Origin of the sequence: Amycolatopsis roodepoortensis (assembly GCF_014873915.1) — a bacterium.
Taxonomy (GTDB): Bacteria; Actinomycetota; Actinomycetes; order Mycobacteriales; family Pseudonocardiaceae; genus Amycolatopsis; species Amycolatopsis roodepoortensis.
In genome coordinates this window covers 2,907,034-2,929,526 of record NZ_JADBEJ010000005.1, presented here as the reverse complement: position 1 = coordinate 2,929,526, position 22,493 = coordinate 2,907,034, and the positions used below count along the sequence as shown (strand labels likewise).

General features: G+C 67.9%; 21 protein-coding genes and 1 pseudogene. 12 read left to right on the top strand and 10 right to left on the bottom strand.

All coding sequences use genetic code 11. From position 1 onward, the window contains the following. Nucleotides 1–56 precede the first annotated feature (56 nt). From H4W30_RS33115 to H4W30_RS33065, 11 genes and pseudogenes are all read left to right on the top strand, one after another. A complete protein-coding gene (locus H4W30_RS33115) occupies nucleotides 57–893 on the top strand; it encodes an SAM-dependent methyltransferase (RefSeq protein ID WP_112285789.1) in 837 nt (278 codons plus the stop codon). Next, nucleotides 890–3,010 carry a hypothetical protein gene (locus tag H4W30_RS33110; RefSeq protein WP_112285788.1) on the top strand — a complete coding sequence of 707 codons (2,121 nt, stop codon included), beginning with the start codon at nucleotides 890–892 and terminating at the stop codon, nucleotides 3,008–3,010. Before H4W30_RS33115 ends, H4W30_RS33110 begins: the two co-directional genes overlap by 4 nt. A gap of 21 nt (nucleotides 3,011–3,031) precedes the next feature. Beyond that, nucleotides 3,032–3,253, top strand: coding sequence for a helix-turn-helix domain-containing protein (locus H4W30_RS33105; RefSeq protein ID WP_075848219.1), 222 nt, complete (start codon nucleotides 3,032–3,034; stop codon nucleotides 3,251–3,253). 67 nt (nucleotides 3,254–3,320) lie between these two features. After that, on the top strand, nucleotides 3,321–3,719 hold the full coding sequence (locus H4W30_RS33100; RefSeq protein WP_075848243.1) for an RNA polymerase-binding protein RbpA: 399 nt from the start codon (nucleotides 3,321–3,323) through the stop codon (nucleotides 3,717–3,719). Nucleotides 3,720–4,256: 537 nt separating this feature from the next. Beyond that, entirely contained in the window at nucleotides 4,257–5,516 is a 1,260-nt protein-coding gene (istA, locus tag H4W30_RS33095; protein WP_112271358.1) for an IS21 family transposase, read from the top strand. A 56-nt stretch (nucleotides 5,517–5,572) separates the two neighbouring features. Continuing rightward, complete coding sequence (istB, locus tag H4W30_RS33090) at nucleotides 5,573–6,220, top strand: IS21-like element helper ATPase IstB (RefSeq protein ID WP_425455448.1); 648 nt, start codon at nucleotides 5,573–5,575, stop codon at nucleotides 6,218–6,220. Nucleotides 6,221–6,307: 87 nt separating this feature from the next. Then, on the top strand, nucleotides 6,308–7,426 hold the full coding sequence (locus H4W30_RS33085; protein WP_076153477.1) for a site-specific integrase: 1,119 nt from the start codon (nucleotides 6,308–6,310) through the stop codon (nucleotides 7,424–7,426). Continuing rightward, complete coding sequence (locus H4W30_RS33080) at nucleotides 7,423–9,675, top strand: tyrosine-type recombinase/integrase (RefSeq protein WP_072029025.1); 2,253 nt, start codon at nucleotides 7,423–7,425, stop codon at nucleotides 9,673–9,675. Before H4W30_RS33085 ends, H4W30_RS33080 begins: the two co-directional genes overlap by 4 nt. Next, on the top strand, nucleotides 9,665–10,060 hold the full coding sequence (locus H4W30_RS33075) for a DUF6262 family protein (protein WP_072029026.1): 396 nt from the start codon (nucleotides 9,665–9,667) through the stop codon (nucleotides 10,058–10,060). Before H4W30_RS33080 ends, H4W30_RS33075 begins: the two co-directional genes overlap by 11 nt. A gap of 77 nt (nucleotides 10,061–10,137) precedes the next feature. Further along, complete coding sequence (locus H4W30_RS43945; RefSeq protein ID WP_281270746.1) at nucleotides 10,138–10,251, top strand: ATP-binding protein; 114 nt, start codon at nucleotides 10,138–10,140, stop codon at nucleotides 10,249–10,251. Nucleotides 10,252–10,397: 146 nt separating this feature from the next. Beyond that, nucleotides 10,398–11,692 (top strand): annotated as a pseudogene (locus H4W30_RS33065) (IS256 family transposase). A gap of 132 nt (nucleotides 11,693–11,824) precedes the next feature. On the opposite strand, the gene ltrA reads toward H4W30_RS33065, so the two are convergent. The 5 genes from ltrA to H4W30_RS33040 form a co-directional block, all read right to left on the bottom strand. Beyond that, nucleotides 11,825–13,294: a group II intron reverse transcriptase/maturase gene (ltrA, locus tag H4W30_RS33060; RefSeq protein WP_112276294.1), complete on the bottom strand. Its 1,470-nt coding sequence runs from the start codon at nucleotides 13,292–13,294 to the stop codon at nucleotides 11,825–11,827. A gap of 597 nt (nucleotides 13,295–13,891) precedes the next feature. Then, complete coding sequence (locus H4W30_RS33055) at nucleotides 13,892–14,827, bottom strand: hypothetical protein (protein WP_146770613.1); 936 nt, start codon at nucleotides 14,825–14,827, stop codon at nucleotides 13,892–13,894. Then, complete coding sequence (locus tag H4W30_RS33050) at nucleotides 14,824–15,141, bottom strand: hypothetical protein (protein WP_112276292.1); 318 nt, start codon at nucleotides 15,139–15,141, stop codon at nucleotides 14,824–14,826. Before H4W30_RS33050 ends, H4W30_RS33055 begins: the two co-directional genes overlap by 4 nt. Then, nucleotides 15,131–16,006 (bottom strand): inositol monophosphatase family protein, encoded by an 876-nt coding sequence (locus tag H4W30_RS33045; protein WP_112276290.1) that lies wholly within the window; start codon nucleotides 16,004–16,006, stop codon nucleotides 15,131–15,133. The genes H4W30_RS33050 and H4W30_RS33045 overlap by 11 nt, the downstream gene beginning before the upstream one ends. 73 nt (nucleotides 16,007–16,079) lie before the next feature. Beyond that, nucleotides 16,080–16,532 (bottom strand): NUDIX domain-containing protein, encoded by a 453-nt coding sequence (locus H4W30_RS33040; protein WP_075849287.1) that lies wholly within the window; start codon nucleotides 16,530–16,532, stop codon nucleotides 16,080–16,082. 523 nt (nucleotides 16,533–17,055) lie between these two features. Between H4W30_RS33040 and H4W30_RS33035 the strand changes: the two genes are divergently transcribed. After that, the gene (locus H4W30_RS33035) at nucleotides 17,056–18,324 is read left to right on the top strand and encodes a helix-turn-helix domain-containing protein (protein ID WP_075849293.1); all 1,269 of its coding nucleotides are present in this window, start codon (nucleotides 17,056–17,058) and stop codon (nucleotides 18,322–18,324) included. A gap of 15 nt (nucleotides 18,325–18,339) precedes the next feature. Here the strand turns inward: H4W30_RS33035 and H4W30_RS33030 are convergent, their stop codons facing one another. The 5 genes from H4W30_RS33030 to H4W30_RS33010 form a co-directional block, all read right to left on the bottom strand. Further along, complete coding sequence (locus H4W30_RS33030) at nucleotides 18,340–18,984, bottom strand: HAD family hydrolase (RefSeq protein ID WP_075849295.1); 645 nt, start codon at nucleotides 18,982–18,984, stop codon at nucleotides 18,340–18,342. 222 nt (nucleotides 18,985–19,206) lie between these two features. Beyond that, a complete protein-coding gene (locus tag H4W30_RS33025; RefSeq protein ID WP_158056997.1) occupies nucleotides 19,207–19,548 on the bottom strand; it encodes a hypothetical protein in 342 nt (113 codons plus the stop codon). Nucleotides 19,549–19,558: 10 nt separating this feature from the next. After that, nucleotides 19,559–20,926 carry a chromate efflux transporter gene (chrA, locus tag H4W30_RS33020; RefSeq protein WP_075849299.1) on the bottom strand — a complete coding sequence of 456 codons (1,368 nt, stop codon included), beginning with the start codon at nucleotides 20,924–20,926 and terminating at the stop codon, nucleotides 19,559–19,561. Nucleotides 20,927–21,043: 117 nt separating this feature from the next. Then, complete coding sequence (locus H4W30_RS33015; RefSeq protein ID WP_112276288.1) at nucleotides 21,044–21,823, bottom strand: ABC transporter permease; 780 nt, start codon at nucleotides 21,821–21,823, stop codon at nucleotides 21,044–21,046. Beyond that, entirely contained in the window at nucleotides 21,823–22,491 is a 669-nt protein-coding gene (locus H4W30_RS33010) for an ABC transporter ATP-binding protein (RefSeq protein ID WP_211323390.1), read from the bottom strand. The genes H4W30_RS33015 and H4W30_RS33010 overlap by 1 nt, the downstream gene beginning before the upstream one ends. Between the last annotated feature and the right edge of the window lie 2 nt (nucleotides 22,492–22,493).

Here is a 22,493-nt window from a genome sequence, read left to right as displayed (position 1 = left end):
CGCATGGCGCGAGTCGGCTCGTGGTGACGAGGCGGGGTGGGGAGAACTTCACGGTGATGGCGACGCATGGGGACGCGCCAGGTCTTGTGCAACAGGTAGACCCCGACGCGCCGTCGCTGTTCCGGATCTACGACTACCTGCTCGGCGGTGGGCACAACTTCGCGGCCGACCGCGCCGTGGCCGACAAGATCACCACGCTGGTGCCTGGGTATGACGTATTCGTCCGCGAGAGCCGCACCTTCGTCCGCCGCGCAGTCCTTCACATGCTCACGGCCGGAATCGAGCAGTTCCTCGACCTGGGTGCGGGCATGTTCAGCGCGCACCCCGTGCACCATCTCGCCCAGGCTGAACGTCCTGACGTCCGCGTCGTCTACGTCGATCGCGACCCCATCGCCATCGCCGGTCTCGGTCTGATCGTCCATGCGGACGATCCGAGCACCGGGGTGATCGAGGCCGACCTGCGGCACGTTGACGAGGTGCTCGACCATGCCGTGACCACTCGGCTGCTCGATCTGACTCGCCCGGTGGGCGTGGTGGCCGGGTCGGTGTTGCATTGCCTGCCCGGCGCCGAGGATCCGGCCGCCGCATTGGCCAGGTACCACGAGCGGCTGGCACCCGGCTCGCTGTTGGCCGCCTCACACGCCGACGGCATCGTCCTCGGGCTGGAGTCGGCCGCTGCGGTCGAGGACTGTCTCGCCAGGGCCGGGATCACGCTCGTCCACCGAAGCCGGCGGCAGTTCGCCGACCTGCTGGGACCGTGGCAACCACACCCGGACGGCGTGGCGCCGATCGGCTTGTGGCGACCGGACGGGCTCACCCTGCCCGTACGCGAGTGCCTGTGGGGCAACGCCGTGCTCGCCGACCGCCGTTCCGAGCCCGCGGAGCGAGCATGAACGAGGCCGAGCACATCAACACCGTGTCCGGATCGGTCCACGGCCAGGTGCTGCAAGCCCGCACGGTAACCGCCGAAACCATCGTCCTGCACGCTCCCGAGCACCGAGTGCCGGTGCCCCGGCAGCTTCCGCCGCCCGCGCACACCTGGGTCGACCGCGCAGATGAATTGGAGTGGCTGGACCGTCTGCTCACCACGGCGGGCCCGACCCGCGTGGTGGTGACCGGCCTGGGTGGGGTCGGCAAGACCGGCTTGGCGGTGCGCTGGCTCGACGGACACCACGAGCGCCACCCCGACGGCGTGCTGCACGTCGACCTCAACGGCTGGAGCGGCCACCCGCCACCGGCCACCGCGCAGGTCCTCGCCGGATGGCTCCGCACGCTCGGCGTCGCCGCCGACGACCTGCCGGGCGAGGTGGCCGAGCTGGTCGCGCTGTACCGGACGGTCACCTCGGACAAGGCGGTGGCCATGCTGGTCGACAACGCCCGCTCCGCCGAGCAGGTGCAGGCCCTGGTACCTGCCACGGCGCGCGGCACGATCCTGGTCACCAGCCGCAATCGGCTCGCCGAGCTGGCCATCGCGGGCTTCCGCCACCTCGACCTCGACTGCTTCCCGGCCGCCACCGGCGCCGCGCTCCTGACCGGCCTCCTCGACGAGGACCGACAGCCCATCGGCGAGGAGCTGCTGCATGCGCTGGCCACCCGCTGTCACGGGCACCCGTTGGTCTTAACCATCGCCGGGGCCCATCTCGCCGCCTACCCCCGGCGCGACCCGGCGCGCCTGATCACCCGCCTGACCCACCTCGCCGAGGCGTCCACTGGCGCTTTGGACCCGCACGAGCTGTCCGTTGAAGGAGTGCTGCAGATGAGCTACGAGGACCTCGACGCCACCACCGCCCGGCTCTACCGCGGCCTGGCCGAGCATCCCGGCGTCGAGTTCACCGCCGAGCCGCTCGCGGCCGGGCTCGACGTGCCGGTCGCCGAGGTCGGCCGCGGGCTCGGGCGGCTGGTGGAGGCGAACCTCGTCACCGAGACTGGAGACGAGCGCTACCGGCTGCACGACGTCCTGCGAGAGCACGTGCAAACCCTGGCAGGCCAGGATGACCAGGCCAAGCGGCTTGCGGTGCGCCGCCGGATGATCGAGTGGTACCTGCGGCGCGCGGCGGCGGCCGACAAGATCATCAATCCTTTCCCTCGCCGGTTCAGCCCCGTCTACACCGGTCTGGACACCGGCGTGTTCGCAGCGAAGGCCGCCCTGGAATGGGCCGAGACCGAACGCGCCAACCTTCTCGCCGCTCAACAGGTCGCCGCCGACCAGGGCTGGACGGAGCTGGTGTATCAGTTCGGCGAGGTCCTGTGGAACCCGCTGCGCCCCAACTACACCGCCGGTGAGTTGGTGAGCTCGCAGTTCCTCGGGGCCAATGCCGCGGCCGACGCCGGGCACATCCTGGAGGTCGTCTGCCGCACCCGCCAGGGCTTCGGCGAGACCAACCTCGGCCACCACGAGGCCGCCGTCGCCATCTGCACGATTGCCGTAGAGCGCGCCGCCGAAGTCGGCGACCCGTGGCTGCACTCCGGCGCGCTGTCCACCCGCGCCCGCGCCCACCTCAAGGCCGACGACCCGCACGCCGCCCTCCCTGACCTCGAACATGCCCTCGAAATCGCCGAGGGGATGAGCGACGCCCGCAGCATCGCGCTGCGGCACCGCCGCCTCGGCGAAACTGCCCTGCACCCCAAGGTCGCCGACGCCCCGCTCGCACTCCACCACCTGCGGCTGGCGGCGAGCATGTTCACCGGCATCGGCGATGACATCGGCCACGCCCGCACCGTCCTGCACCTGGCACGGGCCCTGACCCTGAACGGGCAAGCCGCCGAGGCAGTGTCGGAGCTCGCCGCGATCGAGCAGGCCGTGCGCGACTACGGCTCGGTCGGCTACTTGGCCGACCTATGCACCGTGCTCGGCGAGGTCCACGCCGCGCTCGGCGACACCGCCGAGGCCCACCGCCGCTACGGCCAGGCCATCGACTACTACACCGCCGCCGGCCCCGGCGCCGACAAGAGCAAGGCCACCGTCATCGCCCGGCGCGACGCCCTCGACTCCGACCAACCGACCGCCTGAACGCGAAGAGGAGCGAACGGCATGGCAGCACACACCACGGCCAAGGGACGCCGGATCACCGGCGAGGCCCGCACCAAGATGGCCGCTGACCTGAAGAAGAAGTACGAAAAGGGCGCCAGCATCCGTGCGCTGGCCGAGGCCACCGACCGCTCGTACGGCTTCGTGCACCGAATCCTGTCGGAGTTCGGTGTGGTGCTGCGTGGACGCGGCGGCGCTACCCGGACCAAGCCCAAAGCCTCATAGCCCAGCGACAGCGGGCACGAGAACGGCTCGCGACACCAGCCCATCCGATACGCGAGCGGAGATCATGATGCCCAGACGGGTCTTGCGGGGCTACCGCCTGGGAACGCACACTGGCGAACCGGATTGCGATGCGCGGCCGGCGCCGCGGATTCAAGTCCGCTTCGCGTGCCGAAGAGGACACGAGTTCACCGTGCCATTCTCGACAGACGCCGAGATACCCGCCGTCTGGAGATGCCCACGACACGGCGTCGAACATTGCCTCCGCATCAATGAAGACTCCGCCTGGCAACCGCCCAAGGGAAAGCCTCCACGCACGCACTACGTCATGCTCTTGGAACGACGCAGCATCGCCGATCTTGAAGTCCTCGTCGACCAGGCGCTGGCGGGCATCCTCCTGCAGCGCCGATCACCTTACGGTCGCGTGCCCATCGGCGACCGAACCTACGGTTTCCGGTTCGAGCCATGACCGCCGGCCCGAGAAGGCGTAACAGGCAGGCTGGCTCTGATGTTTTCGAGCCGACTACCTCGGAGCATGCGAGGTATCGAGCCCGAGGGCGCCTCGCCTCATCATCGACGTGCAGGTCGCGGTCTACGGCTTGGGCTGGCCGGTGCCGGAGTTACGAGCCGGTGAGCCGCGCAGTTCCGTGACGCGCTCGCGGAATGGTGCGCCGACCGGCCCGCGCAAATGCCGACCCACGGGCACCTCTTTGTGTTCACAGTTTCCTTCGCTATGCCCCCAGGTGTTCATACACATGTTTGCTCGATACGGGCCGCGCCAGTACCGGTGGCGATAGTGAGGCGAGCGGCGGCTGTTGTCCGACGTGTCGTGGTCGGCGTTGTCCTCTCCGTCGTCGGGAGGCAGGTCTTCGGTCCTGAACCGCGGGTGTACCCGGACGATGTTCACGTCGATCGTCGCGATGATGCCGGCTCGGACGTGTTAACGATTCCTGAAGACTGACCCCCTGTGGTTCTCCGAAAATTGACCCCTCTTGATGATCATGAGGTGTTGAACGTGGAGGACTGGGCTGAGATCCGCCGTTTGCATCGTGCGGAGGGTGTGCCTATCAAGGAGATCGCTAGACGGTTGGGTGTGGCGCGGAACACGGTTCGGGCGGCGTTGTCGTCGGACCGGCCGCCGAAGTATCAGCGGGCGCCGCGGGGTTCGGTGGCGGATGCGTTCGAGCCGCAGATCCGGGCTTTGTTGCAGGAATGGCCGAAGATGCCTGCACCGGTGGTTGCGCAGAAGATCGGCTGGCCGTACTCGATGTCGCCGTTGAAGAAGCGGCTGGCGGCGATCCGGCCGGAGTACGTAGGCATCGACCCGGTCGACCGGGTGGTCTACGAACCCGGGCAGGTCACGCAGTGCGACTTGTGGTTCCCGGAGCCCAGGGTTCCGGTCGCGGCCGGGCAGGAGCGGGTGTTACCGGTGTTGGTGCTGACGCTGGGGTTCTCCCGGTTTCTGACCGCGACGATGATCCCGTCGCGGCAGGCCGGGGACATCTTGTCGGGCATGTGGGAGTTGATCGGTGGGATCGGCCGGGTGACCAAGACCCTTGTGTGGGACCGGGAATCCGCGATCGGCGGGACCGGACGGGTCAGCGCCCCGGCGGCGGCCTTCGCCGGAACGCTGGCCACGAAGATCACGCTCGCTCCGCCTCGGGATCCGGAGTTCAAGGGCTTGGTCGAGCGCAACAACCGGTTCCTGGAGACCTCGTTTCTGCCCGGCCGGCTGTTCACCTCCCCGGCGGACTTCAACACCCAGCTCGGGGAGTGGCTGGAGCGGGCCAACGCGCGCACCGTCCGCTCGATCCAGGGCCGCCCGGTCGACCTTCTGGAGACCGACTACCTGTCGATGCTTCCGTTGCCGCCGGTCGCGCCGCAGATCGGGCTGAACCACCGCATCCGGCTCGGCCGCGACTACTACGTGCGTGTCGACGCCGTCGACTACTCCGTTGATCCGCGGGTCATCGGCAGGTTCGTCGATGTGACCGCGTCGCCGGACAAGGTGACCGTGTTCTGCGAGGGCCAGGTCGTTGCCCGCCATCACCGGTCCTGGGCCAAGCACGGCGTGATCACCGATTCCGCCCATGCCGCCACGGCTGCGCAGATGCGCCGGGCTCTCAGCGCCCAACGGCAGAAACGTCAAGCAGCCACCCGTCATCACGCCGACGGGCATGCCGTCGGGCTGCGGGCGCTGCCGGACTACGACGCCCTCTTCGGCGTCGATTTCACCAACCCCACCGAGAAAGTGAGCAACACGTGAGTACTACCAGCAAGCCGAAAACCGAGGCCCTGGCGCCGAAAGACGGCACGCCATCAATGATCGCCTATCTGACCAGAGTGCTGAAAACCCCGACGATCGGGGCGTTCTGGGAACAACTGGCCGACCAAGCCCGGGACGAGAACTGGTCGCACGAGGAATACCTGGCCGCGCTGCTGCAACGCCAGGTCGCCGACCGCGAGTCCAAAGGCACCGTGATGCGCATCCGCACCGCACACTTCCCGGCGGTCAAGACCCTCGAAGACTTCAACCTCGACCACCTGCCCTCCCTGCGCCGCGACCTGCTCGCGCATCTAGCAACCGGCACATTCGTCGCCAAAGCCGAGAACGTGATCCTGCTCGGGCCGCCCGGAATCGGGAAAACCCACCTCGCCATCGGCTTGGGAGTCAAGGCCACCCAGGCCGGCTACTCAGTGCTGTTCGACACCGCTAGCAACTGGATCGCCCGCCTCTCCGACGCCCACCACGCCAACCGGCTCGAGGCCGAACTGAAGAAGATCCGCCGCTACAAGCTGATCATCATCGACGAGGTCGGTTACATCCCGTTCGACCAGGACGCGGCCAACCTGTTCTTCCAGCTCATCGCCTCCCGCTACGAGCAAGGCTCGGTCATGGTCACCTCGAACCTGCCCTTCGGACGCTGGGGCGAGACCTTCTCCGACGACGTCGTCGCCGCAGTTATCTAACCGCTCGGGTTGAGCGTCCACGATGTACACGATGGGGTTGGTGCGCCTCCCTGGCGTTCGTTGTGGACGGATTACCTTGCCGTGTCTATGACGGGATCAGCGTTGAGGGTGCAGCGGGTCGTGATGCCTTCGGGCACGGAGTCGGCGACCGTTCTGGCCGACGGCCTGGTACTGGTTCCGGCGGACCGGTTCCTGGCGCATCTGACCGCGATCGATCGCTCCCCGAACACCGTCCGCGCCTATGCCCACGATCTGCGGGACTACTTCGACTTCCTGCACTGCCGTGGCCTGCAGTGGGATCGAGTTGTGCTGGAGGATCTGGGCCGGTTCGTGACGTGGCTGCGGTTGCCGGTCGAGGCCCGCGATGGACGGGTGGCGATGCTGCCCTGGGTGGAGGCGAATCTCGCCGCGGCGACGGTGAATCGGAAGTTGTCGGCGTTGGCGTCGTTCTACGAGTTCCATCAGCGGCACGGTGTCGCGCTCGGCGAGTTGCTGACGCGGTGGCGGCCGGGCCGCCGCGGCGGGTCGTGGCAGCCGTTCCTGGCGCACCTGGGCGCACGGCCGGAGCGGCACCGGGCGATCTCGCTGCGGGCAGAGCGGCGGCCGCCACGGGAGCTGAGTCAGGCGGAGATGACGACGCTGATCGACTCCTGCGACCGGTTGCGGGACAGGTTCCTGCTGAGCCTGCTGAAGGGCACGGGATTGCGGATCGGTGAGGCACTCGGGTTGCGGCACGAGGATCTCGACGCCCGCCGCCGGTTGGTCGCGGTCCGGCCCCGGACGAACGTGAACCGAGCGCGGGCAAAGACGTGGTCACGGGAAGTTCCCGCCGACGCCGACCTGTTCCGCCTCTACAGCGACTACCTGCACGAGGAGTATGGGCTGTTGGACTGCGACTACGTGTTCGTCAACCTCTGGGGAAAACCGGTCGGCGAGCCGATGAGCTACGCCACTGTCGACCGCCTGGTGCGCCGGTTGCGGGACCGCACCGCGATCACGTTCTCGCCCCACCTGTTCCGCCACAGCTACGCCACCGGGTTGCTGCGTCGCGGGGTCGCCGCCGAGATCGTGCAGCATTTGCTCGGTCACGCCAGCATCAGCACCACCGTCGACACCTACTCCCATCTGGGCGTCGAGGACGCTCGTCGCGCCCTGGCCGCGGCCGGGTTCCTCGACGAGCCAGCGGCGACGGGGCCGACCGCATGAGGCAGCTGCACCCGATTCCGAACAGCGACAACGACTCCGGCACCGACCTGGCGGCCCGGCTGCGGCCGCAGTTCGCGCAGCCGGTGATCGTGGTCGACCCCGATGACCCGGTGATTGGCGGACCCCGGTGCCTGGTGCCGGTCTGCGAGCGGCTCGTGGTGATCTTCGGTAAGTGCTCGGCGCATCATCAGCGCTGGATCGACGAGGGCCGTCCCGACGACCTTGAGGCCTGGGCCAAGGCGGCGCCGGCGAACCGGCGCTGGCTACAGCAACCACCGAAATGCGCGATCACGACATGTCGTCGCAGCCGCCGCGAGCACGGCCTCTGCCACTCCCACGCGCATCGCTGGCACCAGCAGGGCCGCGTCGATCTGACGCGGTGGATCGCCGATGGCGGCGGCCGGCCGCTGCCGGCCGGGGCCGACTGCCGATTCCCCGGCTGCGGTCTGGAGGCCGAGGGCGACGCGGGATTGTGTGTCCATCACCGGAATCGGTGGATCCGCGCCCACCGGCCGCCGATCGAGTCCTGGCTGCTCGGTTGCGCGACGTTCGGGCGGGACCGGTTCGATCTGCGCCGGTTGCCGATGCCGATGCGGCTGGAGATCGCCTACGCGATCCAATGCCGCGTCGACGAGCGCCGCACGATCACCAGGCCGCACTCGATCCGGCGACTGCTGCGAGCCCTGCCGGGCGGCGGCGTCACCTCGCTGCTGGACCGCAGCCCCGATTCCTGGATCACCTATCTCGGGTTCTCCAGCGAGCGCGGCCATATCGAGCGCCGGTTCCTGCTGGACGCGATCGGCTATCTGCGTGACCTTGTCGAGGGTGTGGGCTGGGACGCGGAGTTCCCGCGCGATGTCTGGCTGCTGCGCAGGCTCGGGTTCCCCGGACGCGACACCCGGTTCCGGTTCACCGGGATCGAGCCGATCTGGCTGCGGCAGTTGACCAAACGGTGGGCCCGCTGGCGGCTCTCGACCGGGATCGCGGTCGCGACCGTCGGCGCTGACATCCGCGCGATCACCCTGTTCGCGCAGTCGTTTCCGGCTCTGCAGCGTGGGCCCGAGGCGTTGACCCGGGAGCTGGTCGAGGTCCATCTGGCGCACCTGGTCGAACGGTTTCCCAACCCGAAGAGCCGGACCGGTCAGCTCAGCAGCCTCGCCGGTCTACTGCGCTCGGCCCGTCAGCACGGCTGGGAATCTCGCCTGTCTGCTCAGGTCGACCTGTTCCCCGAGGACTACCCGCGCCTGGTCAAGGGGCCACCACGGGCGTTGTCGGAAGCGGTGATGGTCCAGCTTGAGCACCTCGACAACCTCGTCCGCTTCGCCGACTCCCGTGGTCGTCTGCTGGCGCGGATCCTGATGAGCACCGGGCTGCGCGTCGGTGACGGAGCTCGCCTGCGGCTGGACTGCGTTGTCCGCGACGGTCAGGGCGCGCCCTATCTGCGCTACACCAACCACAAGATGCGCCGCGATGCGTTCGTCCCCATCGACACCGATCTGGCCGAGGCCATCACCAACCAGCAGAAGGCCGTTCTCGACGAGTTCGAAGACCCGGCGTTCCTGCTGCCGCGGCCAACTCGCAACCCCGAGGGCAAGGTGGCATTCAGCACCGGAACCTTCCGGGGAGAACTGCGGGAGTGGTTGCGTGTCTGCGATGTCCGCGACGAGCTCGGCCGTGAGGTCCATGTGACGCCGCACCAGTGGCGCCACACCTTCGGCACCCGTCTGATCAACAACGAGGTCCCGCAGGAGACCGTCCGCCGACTGCTCGACCACGACTCGCACGCGATGACCTCCCATTACGCGCGGCTGTCGGACAAGACCATCCGGGAGCAGTGGGAACGCGCCCGCAAGGTCAACATCGCCGGTGAGCGGCTGGCCACCGACACCGGTCCGCTGGCCGACGCGGTCTGGATGAAGAACAACCTCGCCAGGGCGAAGATGGCGCTACCCAACGGTTACTGCGCCTTGCCGCTGCAGCAGAAGTGCGAGTTCGCCAACGCCTGTTTGACCTGTCCGGTCTTCGTCACGACGCCTGAGTTCCTGCCCCAGCATCGTCGTCAGCTTGAGCAGACCCAGGCTCTGATCAGCCAAGCCGACACCAACGGCCATCAGCGTCTGGCCGAGATGAACCGGACCGTCGAGAAGAACCTGCTGACCATCATCGACAGCCTGACTACATCGGGCGGCTGCAGCGGCGGCGGAAAGTCCTGCGCCTGCAACGGAAAGGACGGTTCCGATGCCTGCTGACCATACGCACCATCTCGCCGAGCACGCCCGCCAGCGCCACGATCAAACTCTGCGACGCGCCCAGCAGACGCTTACCGAGCTGACCGACGCCGGAGAACACGTGACCGTCGCACGGCTCGCCAACCAGGCCGGCGTCTCGCGGTCGTGGATCTACACCCAACCCGCACTGCTCGACCGGATCCAGCAGCTCCAGCAGCACCGCTCCAGCGCCGACTTCGTCCGCAACACCGTCACCCAGGCCACCGACGACTCGCTACGTCAACGTCTGGCCCTGGCGCACGAGCGAATCAACCAGCTTCGCACCGAGAACCAGCAACTCCGCGACGCGCTCGCCCACGCCCACGGCCAACTCCGCACAGCCCGCCTCAACACCGATGATCACTAGTCAAAGACACCTGTCCACGACACGAAATACCAGGTCAACGGCAAGATTCGGAAATCGAAGTCGAGATAAGCGCCGCCATGATCGACCGCCTCGTCCACCACGCCGAAGTCCTCACCCTCACCGGCGACTCCTACCGCACCCGCCAACGCCGCGAACTCCTCGCCAAAGACAACCGCACCAACCAAAACTGACCAACCCAAGGGGTCAATTTTCCCGAACCCACCGGGGGTCAGTTTTGAGAGAGCGTTGACAGGACGTCGCCTCGGGACTGTTCCAAGATCGGTGTTTCCGGCCCGACACGCCGGACTGAGGTCCGGCGGGATGGGCACTGTGAGTGATGACATCTGAGGTTGTGAGTCCACGCAAGCGTGAGCCCAAGCCGGCGCGGGAGCTGTCGCCGGAGCAGGCCGCCGCGGCGGCGATGGTGGCCGAAGCGAAAGCCCGCGGGCTGGCGCTGACCGGGCCGGACGGGTTGCTGAAGCTGTTCACCAAGAACGTGCTGGAAACCGCACTCAACGAGGAAATGACCGAGCATCTCGGGCACGAGAAGAACCAGGCCGACCCGGATCGCGAGTCAGCGAACGTGCGCAACGGCACCCGGGCGAAAACGGTGATCTCAGACGCCGCGGGCGAGGTCGAAGTCAATGTACCGCGGGATCGGGAGAGCACGTTCGAGCCGCAGATCGTGAAGAAGCGGCAGCGTCGGCTCACCGAAGTGGACGAGATCGTATTGTCGTTGTATGCGAAGGGATTGACGACCGGGGATATCTCGGCGCATTTCGCCGAGATCTATGGATCCTCGGTCAGCAAGGAAACGATCTCGCGGATCACCGACAAGGTCGTCGGCGACATGAACGACTGGGCTACCCGCCCGCTGGATGCGGTGTACGTCGCCGTGTTCATCGACGCGATCCATGTCAAGGTTCGCGACGGTCAGGTTGCCAACCGGCCCGTCTATGCCGCCATCGGGGTCACCGTGGACGGCCGCAAGGACGTCCTGGGCCTGTGGATGGCACTGGTGGCGAGGGCGCGAAGTTCTGGATGAGTGTCCTGATCGACCTGAAGAACCGCGGCGTGCGGGACGTGTTCTTCCTCGTCTGCGACGGACTCAAAGGCCTACCGGATGTGGTGACCAATGTATGGCCGCAAACCATTGTGCAAACCTGCATCGTCCACCTCATCCGCAACACCTTCCGGCTCGTGTCCCGCCGGGACTGGGACGCGGTCAAACGCGACATCAAACCCATCTACACAGCACCGAGCCCGGACGCCGCGCTGGCCGCTCTCGACGAATTCGAAGAGAAATGGGGCGCGAAGCACGCAGCGGTGATACGTCTATGGCGCAACGCCTGGAACGAGTTCACGCCGTTTCTCGACTACGACGTCGAGATCAGGGCGATGATCTGCTCCACGAACGCGATCGAATCACTGAACGCCCGCTACCGGCGGGCGATCCGCGCACGCGGGCATTTCCCGACCGAGCAGGCCGCGATGAAGTGCCTGTATCTTGTGACCCGCAGCCTGGACCCGACCGGGTCAGGCCGCGCCCGATGGACGATGCGCTGGAAACCCGTGATCAACGCGTTCGCCATCACGTTCGGTGACCGCTGGCCGGGAGCCGAAACCTACTGATCAACAACGCCGGAAACGCTGAGTAGGCCCGGAGCGCGGTGCCGGGATTGCTCCCGGTCCGTTTCTCCGGACCTCTCGCCGAACCCGCCGTGCGTCTCTCGACGCAACGGGCTCTCCACGGTTTCTGCCGTATCAGGTTGGTGCTGGGGTCCATCGGTTGGGGATTCTGTTGCCGCGCCATCGGTAGCGGGTGACCGTTACCTTGGCCATGTTGAACAACACGGTCCCGTCCGTCGCCGTGATGGGTAGCCATCGCCCGTTGGGGATGGTGAAGCGGCGTCGGACGTCCTTCCAGCTCCAACGATGCCGGGCCTTGAGCATCCGGATCAGCCGCCACCACACGAAGTTGGCGAGCGCGGCGAACCGGTCTTTGGCCACGGCGTGCTTGAAGTAGTTGGCCCAGCCACGCATGATCTGGTTGAGCCTGATCAGCAAGGATCCCAGGTCTTGTTGCGACTGCCTGTGGGTCAGGGCACGGATCTTGTCCTTCACAGACCGGATGGGCCGGTCGGCAATGAAGGTATAGACGTGCCACTTGTCCGTTCCCCTCTTGCGGCGCCACTGGATGCGGAAGCCCAAGAAGTTGAACCCGTCTGCCAGATGCACGATCTGGGTTTTGGCCGGTGACAGCCGCAACCCCATCGGAGCGAGCACCTTGGCGACGTCCTCGTGCACCACCTGCGTGTCGTGTTCGGTCCCATGGACCAGGACGACGAAGTCGTCGGCATAGCGGACCAGCCGCCATGTCGGCAAACCCTTGCGGCGGCGGTAACCACGCTTGCCCTCGGTGGACATCGTCCCGCCCGGCTTCCATGTCGCCATCAGATGCTCATCGAGCACCGAGAGGGCGATGTTGGCCAGCAGCGGAGACAGGATGCCCCCTTGCGGAGTGCCGGTCACGGTCTCCCTATTCTCGCCGAGCTCAGTCAGTATCCCGGCTTTGAGGAACGCCTTGACCAACGTCAGCACGCGTTTGTCTTTCACCCGGTGACGCACCCGGTCCATCAGGGCCGTGTGGTCGATCCGGTCGAAACACGCCTCGATGTCAGCATCGAGCACCCACCGATAGCCACGGGTGCCGAAGTGATGGATCTCAGCGATCGCGTCCTGCGCCCGCCTGTTGGGCCGAAACCCATAAGAGACCGGCACGAAGTCGGCCTCGAAAATCGGTTCCAGCACGAGTTTCAACGCGGCCTGCACGACCCGGTCAGCCACCGTCGGAATCCCGAGGCGTCTGACCTTCCCGGACCCACCCGGCTTGGGGATCTTGCGTTCCCGCACCGGTAACGGACGGAACGAACCGTCCTTCAACGAGTTCCGCAGGTCGTCCAGGAACCCCGGAACGCCGATACGCTCCTCAACGTCGGCGACCGTCAGGCCATCGACGCCAGGAGCACGCGCTCCGCGGTTTCCCGCGACCCGGTCAAACGCCATCATCAGCGTCGCCGGATCGTGCACGAAATTGAACAGGTCATCGAACCGGCGACCCGGATCGGCCACCGCCCAACGGTGAAGTTTGGCCTGCATCTCCGATACCCGCGACCGCGGCCCCTGCGGGATGTGGTCGAGAGCGCCGCCGTTCGGCGGCGCATCTTTCGGCATTGCAGCCTCCGTCCCTTCTCGAATCCGCTGCCGCCCTTCGCCATGTGACCGGCTTTCCCGGACTCGGACTACTACGGCGGCTCCGCCCCAACCGGCCCGTTCAGCGGTCGATGCGCCTATCCCGGACAACGAGCTGGACGCCCGCCGCCGGGAACCGCGACCGGTTGGTTCCCGTGTTCACTGTGATTCGCTCGACGAAGGAGGAGCCCGACTGTGTCCCTGCGGTATCGCCACGAGTACGCCGCAGACCTTCCTCGTGGCCTCCCGACCGGCAACGGTAAACCGACCCAGGAGTTCCCCATCAGCACCGCCGACAGGTGCGCACCGCGCCCGGCCCAGATCCGCCAGATTCGAGCCGGTGTCCCAACGGAGGGACGTAAAACGCCGGTTCCTCGCGTACTCCTCTTCGTCACGCTCGCCGGACCCGCACCATCTGGCAGTACTGGCCACGTCCCGGCTTTGTCAGGGCTGCTCCCACCCTCCCCGGCACCACCCGGATCAGGCTGCCCTCAGCTCCAGCGACCTGCTACGACAGGCCACAGGCGGTGGTCTCACACCTCCGCTCGAATTCACACAGCGCCTCACGGCGCAAACCGATCACGGGATAGACCCGTCGCCTCGGGTCACTGATCGCGGAGCTGCGATCACATCGGTCTGGGTCAGCGGTTTCTTGACTTTGTGGTCGAGCAATTGCCATAGGCCGTAGACGGTCTGGACCCACCCGGCGCAGTGGTTCGCGTCGGGTTCGGGGAGCAGTTCACCGAACTGGAGGGTCGCGGTGAAGGTAGCGAGTACCGGCATCGGGCTCATCCGGGCCGAGACAGTGCGGACATGGTCGGCGAAGTAGCCCGCGCTGTAGCAGGTCTTTGTCGCTGCCCACTGGGCGACGAACGTGTCCGGGGGCAGGCCGTCCCATTGGGGCGGCCGATTTGGGGTGTAGAACGACAGTTGGACCCGGTCCTCGTGCGGCGGTGGCAGGCGTGACCAGCTGATGGCGACGATTGGGGCCTCGACGTAACCGGAGACGTCGTAGAGCCAGGGGGCTGGTGTCCATCCTGAGCCTGGCAGGTCTTGCGCACGCGCGGCGTCATAGAGGGCGCCGCCGATGCAGCTCTCGAACAGCATGAAGCCGGTCATGCTGGGCATTCGGTCCGGGCTGGCGGGTTCGGTGGACGGGGTGGACGAGTAGGTCACGGCCATCTCGATCGCCTCGTGGTCGACCCACGTCAGGCTCGCGTTCTTGAGGCGGCCGGCTTCATCGCGGGCGTATCGGCGTACTTCCCGATCCTCGCTCTCCACCGCGGCGGCTCGCGCGACCTGGCCTGTTCGTCCTTGCTGGGCGCCCTCGGCCGCGATGGTGGTGTAGTGCTCGTGAAGCCGCCGGCGGAGGAAGGGAAGCTGCTCGGAAGACGGAGCGACCCACGGCGCGGGTTGGAAGATCGAAGCGTCCGGGATCGGGTCGGGAATCGTGAGGCCATCGGTTGCCGGGTGCATGAAACGGACTCCAGCCAAGGTCGCGGCGGCGCTGGTCACAGGCGGCGCAGTGCGTGCAGCACGCGGTCGAGAAGCGCCAGGTGCTCGTCGTCGGGCCGCGGTCCCTCCAGCGCGGCCCGACGCGCGGCGGCCCGTTCCTCGTCGAGGTCCAGCGGAAGCGCGGACGGCCCCGTGGCGGGCAGTTGTCCAAGGCTGGGGAGGTACTCGGTGAGTGGTCCGTTGTCGGCATGGCGGCGCGCGGCCTTACCGTGGACAGCATCGAACGACAGTCCGGGGGTTTCCGGCGACCAGCGAGGACTCGGCAGGATCACCATCGCGTCCGCCTTCGTGTCCGGCTCCTCACTACGGTTCACCGCTCTGCGGCAAGCCGGTCGGACTCATGACGGGTTCGGGTCGGTCGTCATCGGGCCAAAAACGGGTGCCACGCAAGACCCGCAGGAAGGGCAGCAACTCGTCGCGAAGTCCCGGCGTGGTGGCGATCGCGCACCGGGAACGGGTGGTGTGAGGGCTGGCGTCGGCATCCAAGACGAGGGCTCCCGCCTCGCGGGCGATGACTGCCCCGGCCGCGGTATCCCAGGTCCGGTTGCCGAGCAGGACGCAGGCGTCAAGGGTGCCGTCGGCGACCCAGACGAGGTCAAGTGCGGAAGAGCCGTAGCGACGAAGCCCTTGTGCCCGTGCGGTGAGTTCCCGGTCCACAGTAGAGCAGAGCACGTCTCGCAGGGCAGTGTCCTGGCCGCTGCCATAGTCGCTGAACCCGATCAGGGCTCGATCGAGCGACTCGGTGGCCGAGACGGCGATGAGTTCTCCGTCGCGGTAGGCGCCTTGCCCGTCGGTCGCCCAGTAGCGGTGCCCGAGAAAAGGAAGCGCGGTGACGCCGAGGATGGGCCGGTGGTTGTGCACGAGCCCGAGGGCGATCGCACACAAGGGACTGCCGTGGTGGTGGTTGATCGTGCCGTCGATGGGATCGAGAACCCAGTAGGTCTTCTGGCTACCAACCGCGCCGGTTTCCTCTCCGAGGAACCCGATCTCGGTGTGCCCGTCGGCAATCAACCGTTGGCGGACAACGTGTTCGACGCCCTCGTCCACTTCGGATACAGGGTCGCGGTCGCCCTTGTACCGGATCGAGCGAGGACGGTGGCTGAGGACATGCTCGACCGCAAGATCGATCGCGGCCTGTGCCGCGGGCAGGGCAGTGGTGAGGTCGGGTGCCGACAGCATGGTTCCTTCGGTTCTTCGGGCATACCCGGCTCGCATAGCAGCGCCGAATGGACCGGGCCGTGGACGGTGAAGGTCAGGAGTGGTGCGGCCACCACGGGTGTTCGACGGTCAGCGCGTCGCTTCGCAGTCGTTCCGCGATGACTGCGGGGCGCAGCTCGATTTGGTGGAGGTCCGCTTCGGTGAACCACCGCAGTTCGTGTTCGCTGGACCGGGCGGCTTCGGGGTCGGCGAGAGTCACGTCGAACAGCAGGGCCAGTTCGTAGAGGGCAGGCCCGTTTGGTGAGGTGTGGTCACGCAGTTCGACGGTGGCGCAGAAGTCGAGGTAGGCGAGGTCGACGTCGGTCTGTTCCCGCAGGGAGCGCCGCAGGGCGTCCTCAACGGATTCACCGGGTTGTACTCGACCACCGGGTAGCCGGAAGGCACTGGCGTCCCGGTCTCGGACGAGCAGGAGGCGCTCCTCGTGCCCAACGAGGCCGTATGCCCCGACAAGAGGACCGAGAGCTGGAGTGGTGGTGGAGGTCATCATGGTGCTCTCACGATCGATGGACAGGACGATAACCGAGGTGACGCCTCGAAGAGGCCAACGTGGTGGTCCTCATCGCACTACCGGGGCCACCAGGCTCGACTGGTTGTCGACCGGCGCGGGTGAGCGTGCTGGTTGCACCTCGCGCATATCCACTGAAGCAAGCTCACTTTCCGTAGCGAGAGGGTGGCTGAGACCGGTATGGCCTGCGGTGGGCGGTCGGGGGTCGCCCACCGCAGGCCGAATCCCAGTCAACGACGCCGCCCTTGCCGATCACCAGAGCGGCCGTGCGGCGAGAACGAGGCGTCAACGGGGCGACCCAGGCGCTGACCAGCGCGCTGTTGGTCTGCTGGAGCGAGGGGCTTCACCCAGATGGGCATGCAACTGCGATTGGCGATCAGTCGGGTCGTCAGCCGTGGTCGAGAACGGAGCGGCCATGAGGCAGCGATGAGGCGACACCCTCCCTACGCTGCGAAAACCGGCGAGTACTGTGCGCTATGGAGGGTCTGGAAGGAGGGACAACGCGATGGCAGCACGGCCTCTCACCCCGCTCGCCGTTGCCCGCGAGGCCGCTGGTTATACCCAGGAAGCCCTCGCCGTCACCCTGAAGGTCGAACGGACCACCATCGGGCGTTGGGAACGTGGGGTCCAGTCACCTCAGCCTTGGCAGCGGCGCGGCCTCGCCACCGCCCTGCAGGTCTCGCTCGACGTACTCGACGACCTGCTGCGACGTACCCTTCGGCGACCTGCTGCCAACATCACGACGGTCCTGGTCTCACCTTCGTCGAGCCTGGTGACGGCCCCCGTCGAGCGGACCGTTCACGAGGACGGACCGGCGCCCGAGGCCGACGTCATCCATGCCGCTATCCCGCGCCTGCGCCGCGCGCTTGACCGGCTGGACCTGCCCGACGACGGACCAACCAGGTCTCTGGACGACCTGCACGGCGAGATCATCCGAGCCAGCGACGACCGGCTGCAGTCGCGCTACGGCAACCTCGCCCGCCGCTTGCCCGACCTCATCGCCGAACTCGCCCGCGCCGGTCAGCTCGGCGACGCGGCAGGCCAGCGCCACGCCGCCGCCCTGCTGACCTTGGCGTTGCGGGCTGCTGACGGCGTGGCGTTCAAGTTCGGCTACCTGGATTTGTCCGCCAGACTGATCGACTTGATGCGCTCGGCCGCCCAGATCGCCGAGGACCCGCTGCTACTGGCCGCTGTGGCGTACGTGCGCACCGAAACCTTCTTTGCCACCGGCGACCTGGACACCGCCGCCCGCGCTCTCGAACTTGCTGTTGACCACGTGCCCGATCTCGATACGACTTCCTCCTCAGCCGCGTTCGGTGCCTTGCACATGCGCGCCGCAGTCGTGGCCGGCCGGGCGGGCAAAGCCGACGTCGCAGCTGATCACCTGCGCGAGGCCCGCCGCGCTGCGGGCAGGGCGCCCGAGGGAATCTACGTCGGCACCGCGTTCGGCCCGGCCTCCCTACGCATCCACGAACTCGCAGTCGCCGTCGAACTTCGAGATCCACTGGGTATCGAACGCGCGGCGTCCTGGCACCCGCCCGACGAACTTCCCGCCGAGCGTCGCTCCCACTACTTCATCGATCTGGCCCGCGCCCAGCTCACCCTCGGTCGCCACGAAGACGCTTACCTGTGCCTTCAGGCTGCACGCCGTGCCGCGCCCGAGCACACCCGCACCCACCCGCAGGTCCGCCAGTCCCTCTCGTCCCTGCTGCGCACCCACAGCACGCCCAGCGCCGGCTTGCTCGACCTCGCCGCTTGGGCCCGCGCTCGCTGAGCCGCCACCAGCCGCTCAGCGCAGGGACAACAGATCCGGCAGGTCGTAAAGGGAGTCGATTACCCAATCCGCGTCGCGACGGACCAGTGGGTCGTCAGCCCACAGGTAGCCCCACGGGCCCCGCCGGATCAACGCCGTGCAGAAGCCCGCTGCCTTCGCGGCAACCACGTCGTTGTCCCGGTGGTCACCCACGTACACCGTCTCGCCCGGCCCGTCGGGGACCATCTCTGCCACGCGGGCGAAGAACTCGGACGACGGCTTGGCGGCACCCCATTCCCCCGAGGTCGCGATCCGGTCCACCGGCAGCTCCAGCGCACGCAACAGCTCGGCCGCGCGAGCGGTCTGGTTCCCAGCTACCCCGACCCACAAGCCGCGTTCTCGCAGCGCAGCCAGGCCGGGCCGCACATCGCTGTAGAGGTCGCTGTCCTCGATGCGCTCACCCAGGCCAGCCTCCTCGCGCAGCCGCCGTTCCCGTGCGACGTCGAAGCCCGGCTTGAAGTACTGGAACGTCTCGGCATTGTCCCGGCCAGCGGCGGTGACCGCACCCAGCACCGTCGAGAAGGTATGGCGGGAAACGCCGATCCAGTCGGCCCACGCACCCCACTCCCGCGAGTCGTCCAGCAACGTCTCGCCCACGTCGAACACCACCGCGGTCACCATGCTCTTACTCCTACGTCACGTACAGCCACCGCGCGACAGCGAGGCCCTTCGGCCGCCCAACCCACTGAGATTCGGGTCCTGGCACCCGCCCGGCGTCCGCTTCCCGGCAGCCTTGGTCGACGCAGTTCGAACAAACGGTCAGCCCGAGCCTCGGCCTGACGTCCGCAGCAGCACAGCGGCAAGGAGACTAGCGGCTAGGTCACCTAGTCAGGTCGCCGTAGGTTAGGACAAACCTGCTGTGTGTCTTGTCGATGGCGGGCCCGCCAGTTCGCTGTCCGGGGTATCAGCCGGATAGACGATGAGCGATGGCGTGTGCTGGTTCCGCTCGGGCGCCCAGGATCGGATCTCGTCGCAGAGGTACTGGGTCAGCTCGGCGGCGGCTGGCCCGTGACCGATCGCGCCCAACTCCCAGTGCACCTCGTCGCCGGATTCCAGTCTGCGGGCGGTGAGGGAGACCAGCGTGTTGCCCTCGGCCAGCGCCATACGCCACCAGTCCGGTGCCGGGTTGCATACCTGGGTGGACGTCGGCGCGGACCTTGAGCGCTTCGACGATCGATGGGGCATGTGGGCTCGATCAGGTGAGGGGAAGCCCGAAAAGTGCGGCGGTGGCGCCGAGACCGGCGCAGACGGCCAGGGTGCGCAGCATCGGCCAGCGCAGCGCGAACACCAGGACGAGGGCGATGGCGGTGATCGCGGCGGCCACGGGTCGGAAGCTGGCTAGTTCGGGCAGGTTCACCTGCACCGGCCCGAATCGGTGGACATCGCTGGTGGTGAAGAGGGTGTGCAGGGCGAAGTACAGGGCGAGGTTGGCGATCACACCGACGACAGCGGCGGTGATGCCGGTCAGTGCGGTGGAGATGCCGCGGTTGTGGCGGAGGCGTTCGACGTAGGGGGCGCCGAGCAGGATGAACAGGAAGCAGGGCACGAAGGTGACCCAGGTGGTCAGCAGCGCCCCGAGCACCCCGGCGACCCATGGGTCGAGGCTACCGGGGTGGTGGTAGGCGCCGAGGAAGGCCACGAACTGCACGACCATGATCAGCGGGCCGGGGGTGGACTCGGCCAGAGCGAGGCCCCGCACCATGTCTTGGGCGGAGAGCCAGCCGTAGACCTCGACGGCGCGCTGGGCGACGAAGGCGAGCACGGCGTAGGCGCCGCCGAAGGTGACCACGGCGGTGCCGGAGAAGAACAGCCCCTGCGTGGTGAGCGTGCTGCCCACGCCGGTGAACACCGCCACCGCGGCGATCGGGGCGGCCCAGAGCAGCAGACCGACACCGAGCACGGTCAGGCTCCGCCGTGTAGAGGGGGCTTCGTGGTGCAGGGCGTCGTCGGGGATCAACGGTGCTGGTCCGTCGGCGGCGCCGTTGGTGGGCGGGGGTTTGATCGTGCGGGGTGCGAACCGGCCGAGTGCCCAGCCGATGGCCGCTGCTGCGGCGATGACGATCGGGAACGGGACCGCGAACACCGCCAGCGCCACAAAGCCGGCGGCGGCGATCCCGATGAGCGCGGGGTGGTGCAGGACGCGTTTGCCGACCCTGGGTACGGCTTGGGCGATGATCGCGACCACCGCGGGTGCGAGCCCGGCGAAGATCGCGGTCACCAGGGTGGTGTCGCCGAACGTCACGTAGATGGCCGACAGCGCGAGCAGGGCAACCATGCCGGGCAGCACGAACAGGGTCCCGGCGATGATCCCGCCGCGGCGGCCGTTGAGTAGCCATCCCACGTAGATGGCCAGCTGCTGGGCTTCGGGGCCGGGCAGCAGCATGCAGTAGTTCAGCGCGTGCAGGAAGCGTTGTTGGCCGATCCAGCGTTTCTCCTCGACCAGGGTGCGTTGCATGACCGCGATCTGCCCGGCCGGGCCTCCGAACGTCTGCAGCGAGATCAGAAACCACGCCCAGGTCGCGGTACGCAGTGGGATGACGTCCCGGTTCGCGGTTTCGGACATGGGTGAGCGTCCCTCCTCGTTCAACTCCACGCGCAATGTAACCATGGTTGCACTAGTGCGGTGGAGGGGTGTCCAGGTGGCGGGATGCGGGCTGGCCGAGGCGGTGGGAGTGGTCGGTTAGTGGGGTTCGGGGAGTGGGATGAGGCGGTGGGCGTGGTCGAACAGGGCGTGTTCGACGAGCCGGGCTGCGGTGAGAGCGGCGAGTGCGGTGGCGGCGAGCAGCATGTACATGACCACGATCTGGTAGCGGATGGCGGTGAGGGGGTCGACGCCGGCGAGGATGAGTCCGGTCATGGCTCCGGGCAGGCTGATCAGGCCGACGACCTTGGTGGAGTCGATCGCGGGCAGCAGCGCGGTGCGCAGCGCGGAGCGTTGGTGGGGCAGGAACGCGTCGCGGGCGGGGAGCCCGAGGCAGAGCCGGGCTTCGATGGCTGGGCGGGCCTGCTGGGCGTCTTCGCGCAGGCGGCGCAGGGCGACCCCGGCGGCCTGCATGGCTCCGGAGACGATCATGCCGCCGATCGGGACGACGACCCGCGCTTGGGTGGAGATGATCCCGAGGCCCAGCAGCGTGGCGAGGGTGACGAGGCTGCCGACGGCGACCCCGAGGGTGGCTGCCCACCGGGCTCGGGGCAGGCCGGTGCCGCGGCGGCCGGCGACCTGTCCGGCGAGGAGGATCATGATCGTCACCCAGCCGAACGCGCCGGGAAGGCCGGTGTGGGCGAAGATCACCAGCAGCAGGACGCCGACCGCGGCCAGCTGTGCCCCGGCGCGCAGCGATGCGGTGATCAGCTCGCGGGTCAGGTGCAGCCGCTGCCGGTAGGCCACCGCGGCGGTGAGGGCGATCAACAGCAGGGAGGCGGCGACGCCGCCCCAGCTGGGCACGGACAGTCCGGTCATCACCCGGCCTCCAGGTAGTCGATGTGGTCGGGGTGCCCGTGGGCGACCAGGCGCCCGTGGTGCAGGACCAGCACGTGCTCGGCGATGCCGCGAACGAGGGGGAGGTCGTGGCTGACCAGGATCACGGTCCCGCCCGCGGCGGTGTGGTTGCGGGCGGCCTCGGTGATCACCGCTGTGGTCACGGCGTCCAGCGCGGCGGTGGGCTCGTCCAGCAGCAGGACCTCGGGTTCGACGGCCAGCGTCCGGGCCAGGCACACCCGCTGCGCTTCGCCGCCGGACAGGCCGCTGGTGCGGCGTTGCGCGAAGCGTGCGGGCAGGCCCACGAGATCGAGCAGGTGCTGGATGCGGTGCTCGGTCAGCTCCGCGCGTCCGACACGCAGCTCCTCGGCCACGTGGTTGGTGAGCAGCACCGGCTGTTGCGCGACCAGGCCGACCCGGCGCCGCAGTGCCAGCACTTCGAGCTCGGCGAGCGGGGTGCTGTTGAGCAGGATCTGGCCGGTACTGGGGTCCTCCAGCCGGTTGAGCAGGCGCAGCAGGGTGGACTTGCCGGCGCCGCTGGGACCGACCACCGCCGTGCACGCTCCGGCCGGGAGACGGGCGCAGACTCCGTCGAGCAGTCGGGTTGGGCCGCGGGTCACCGTGACCCGGTCCAGAAGAAAACCGGGCACGG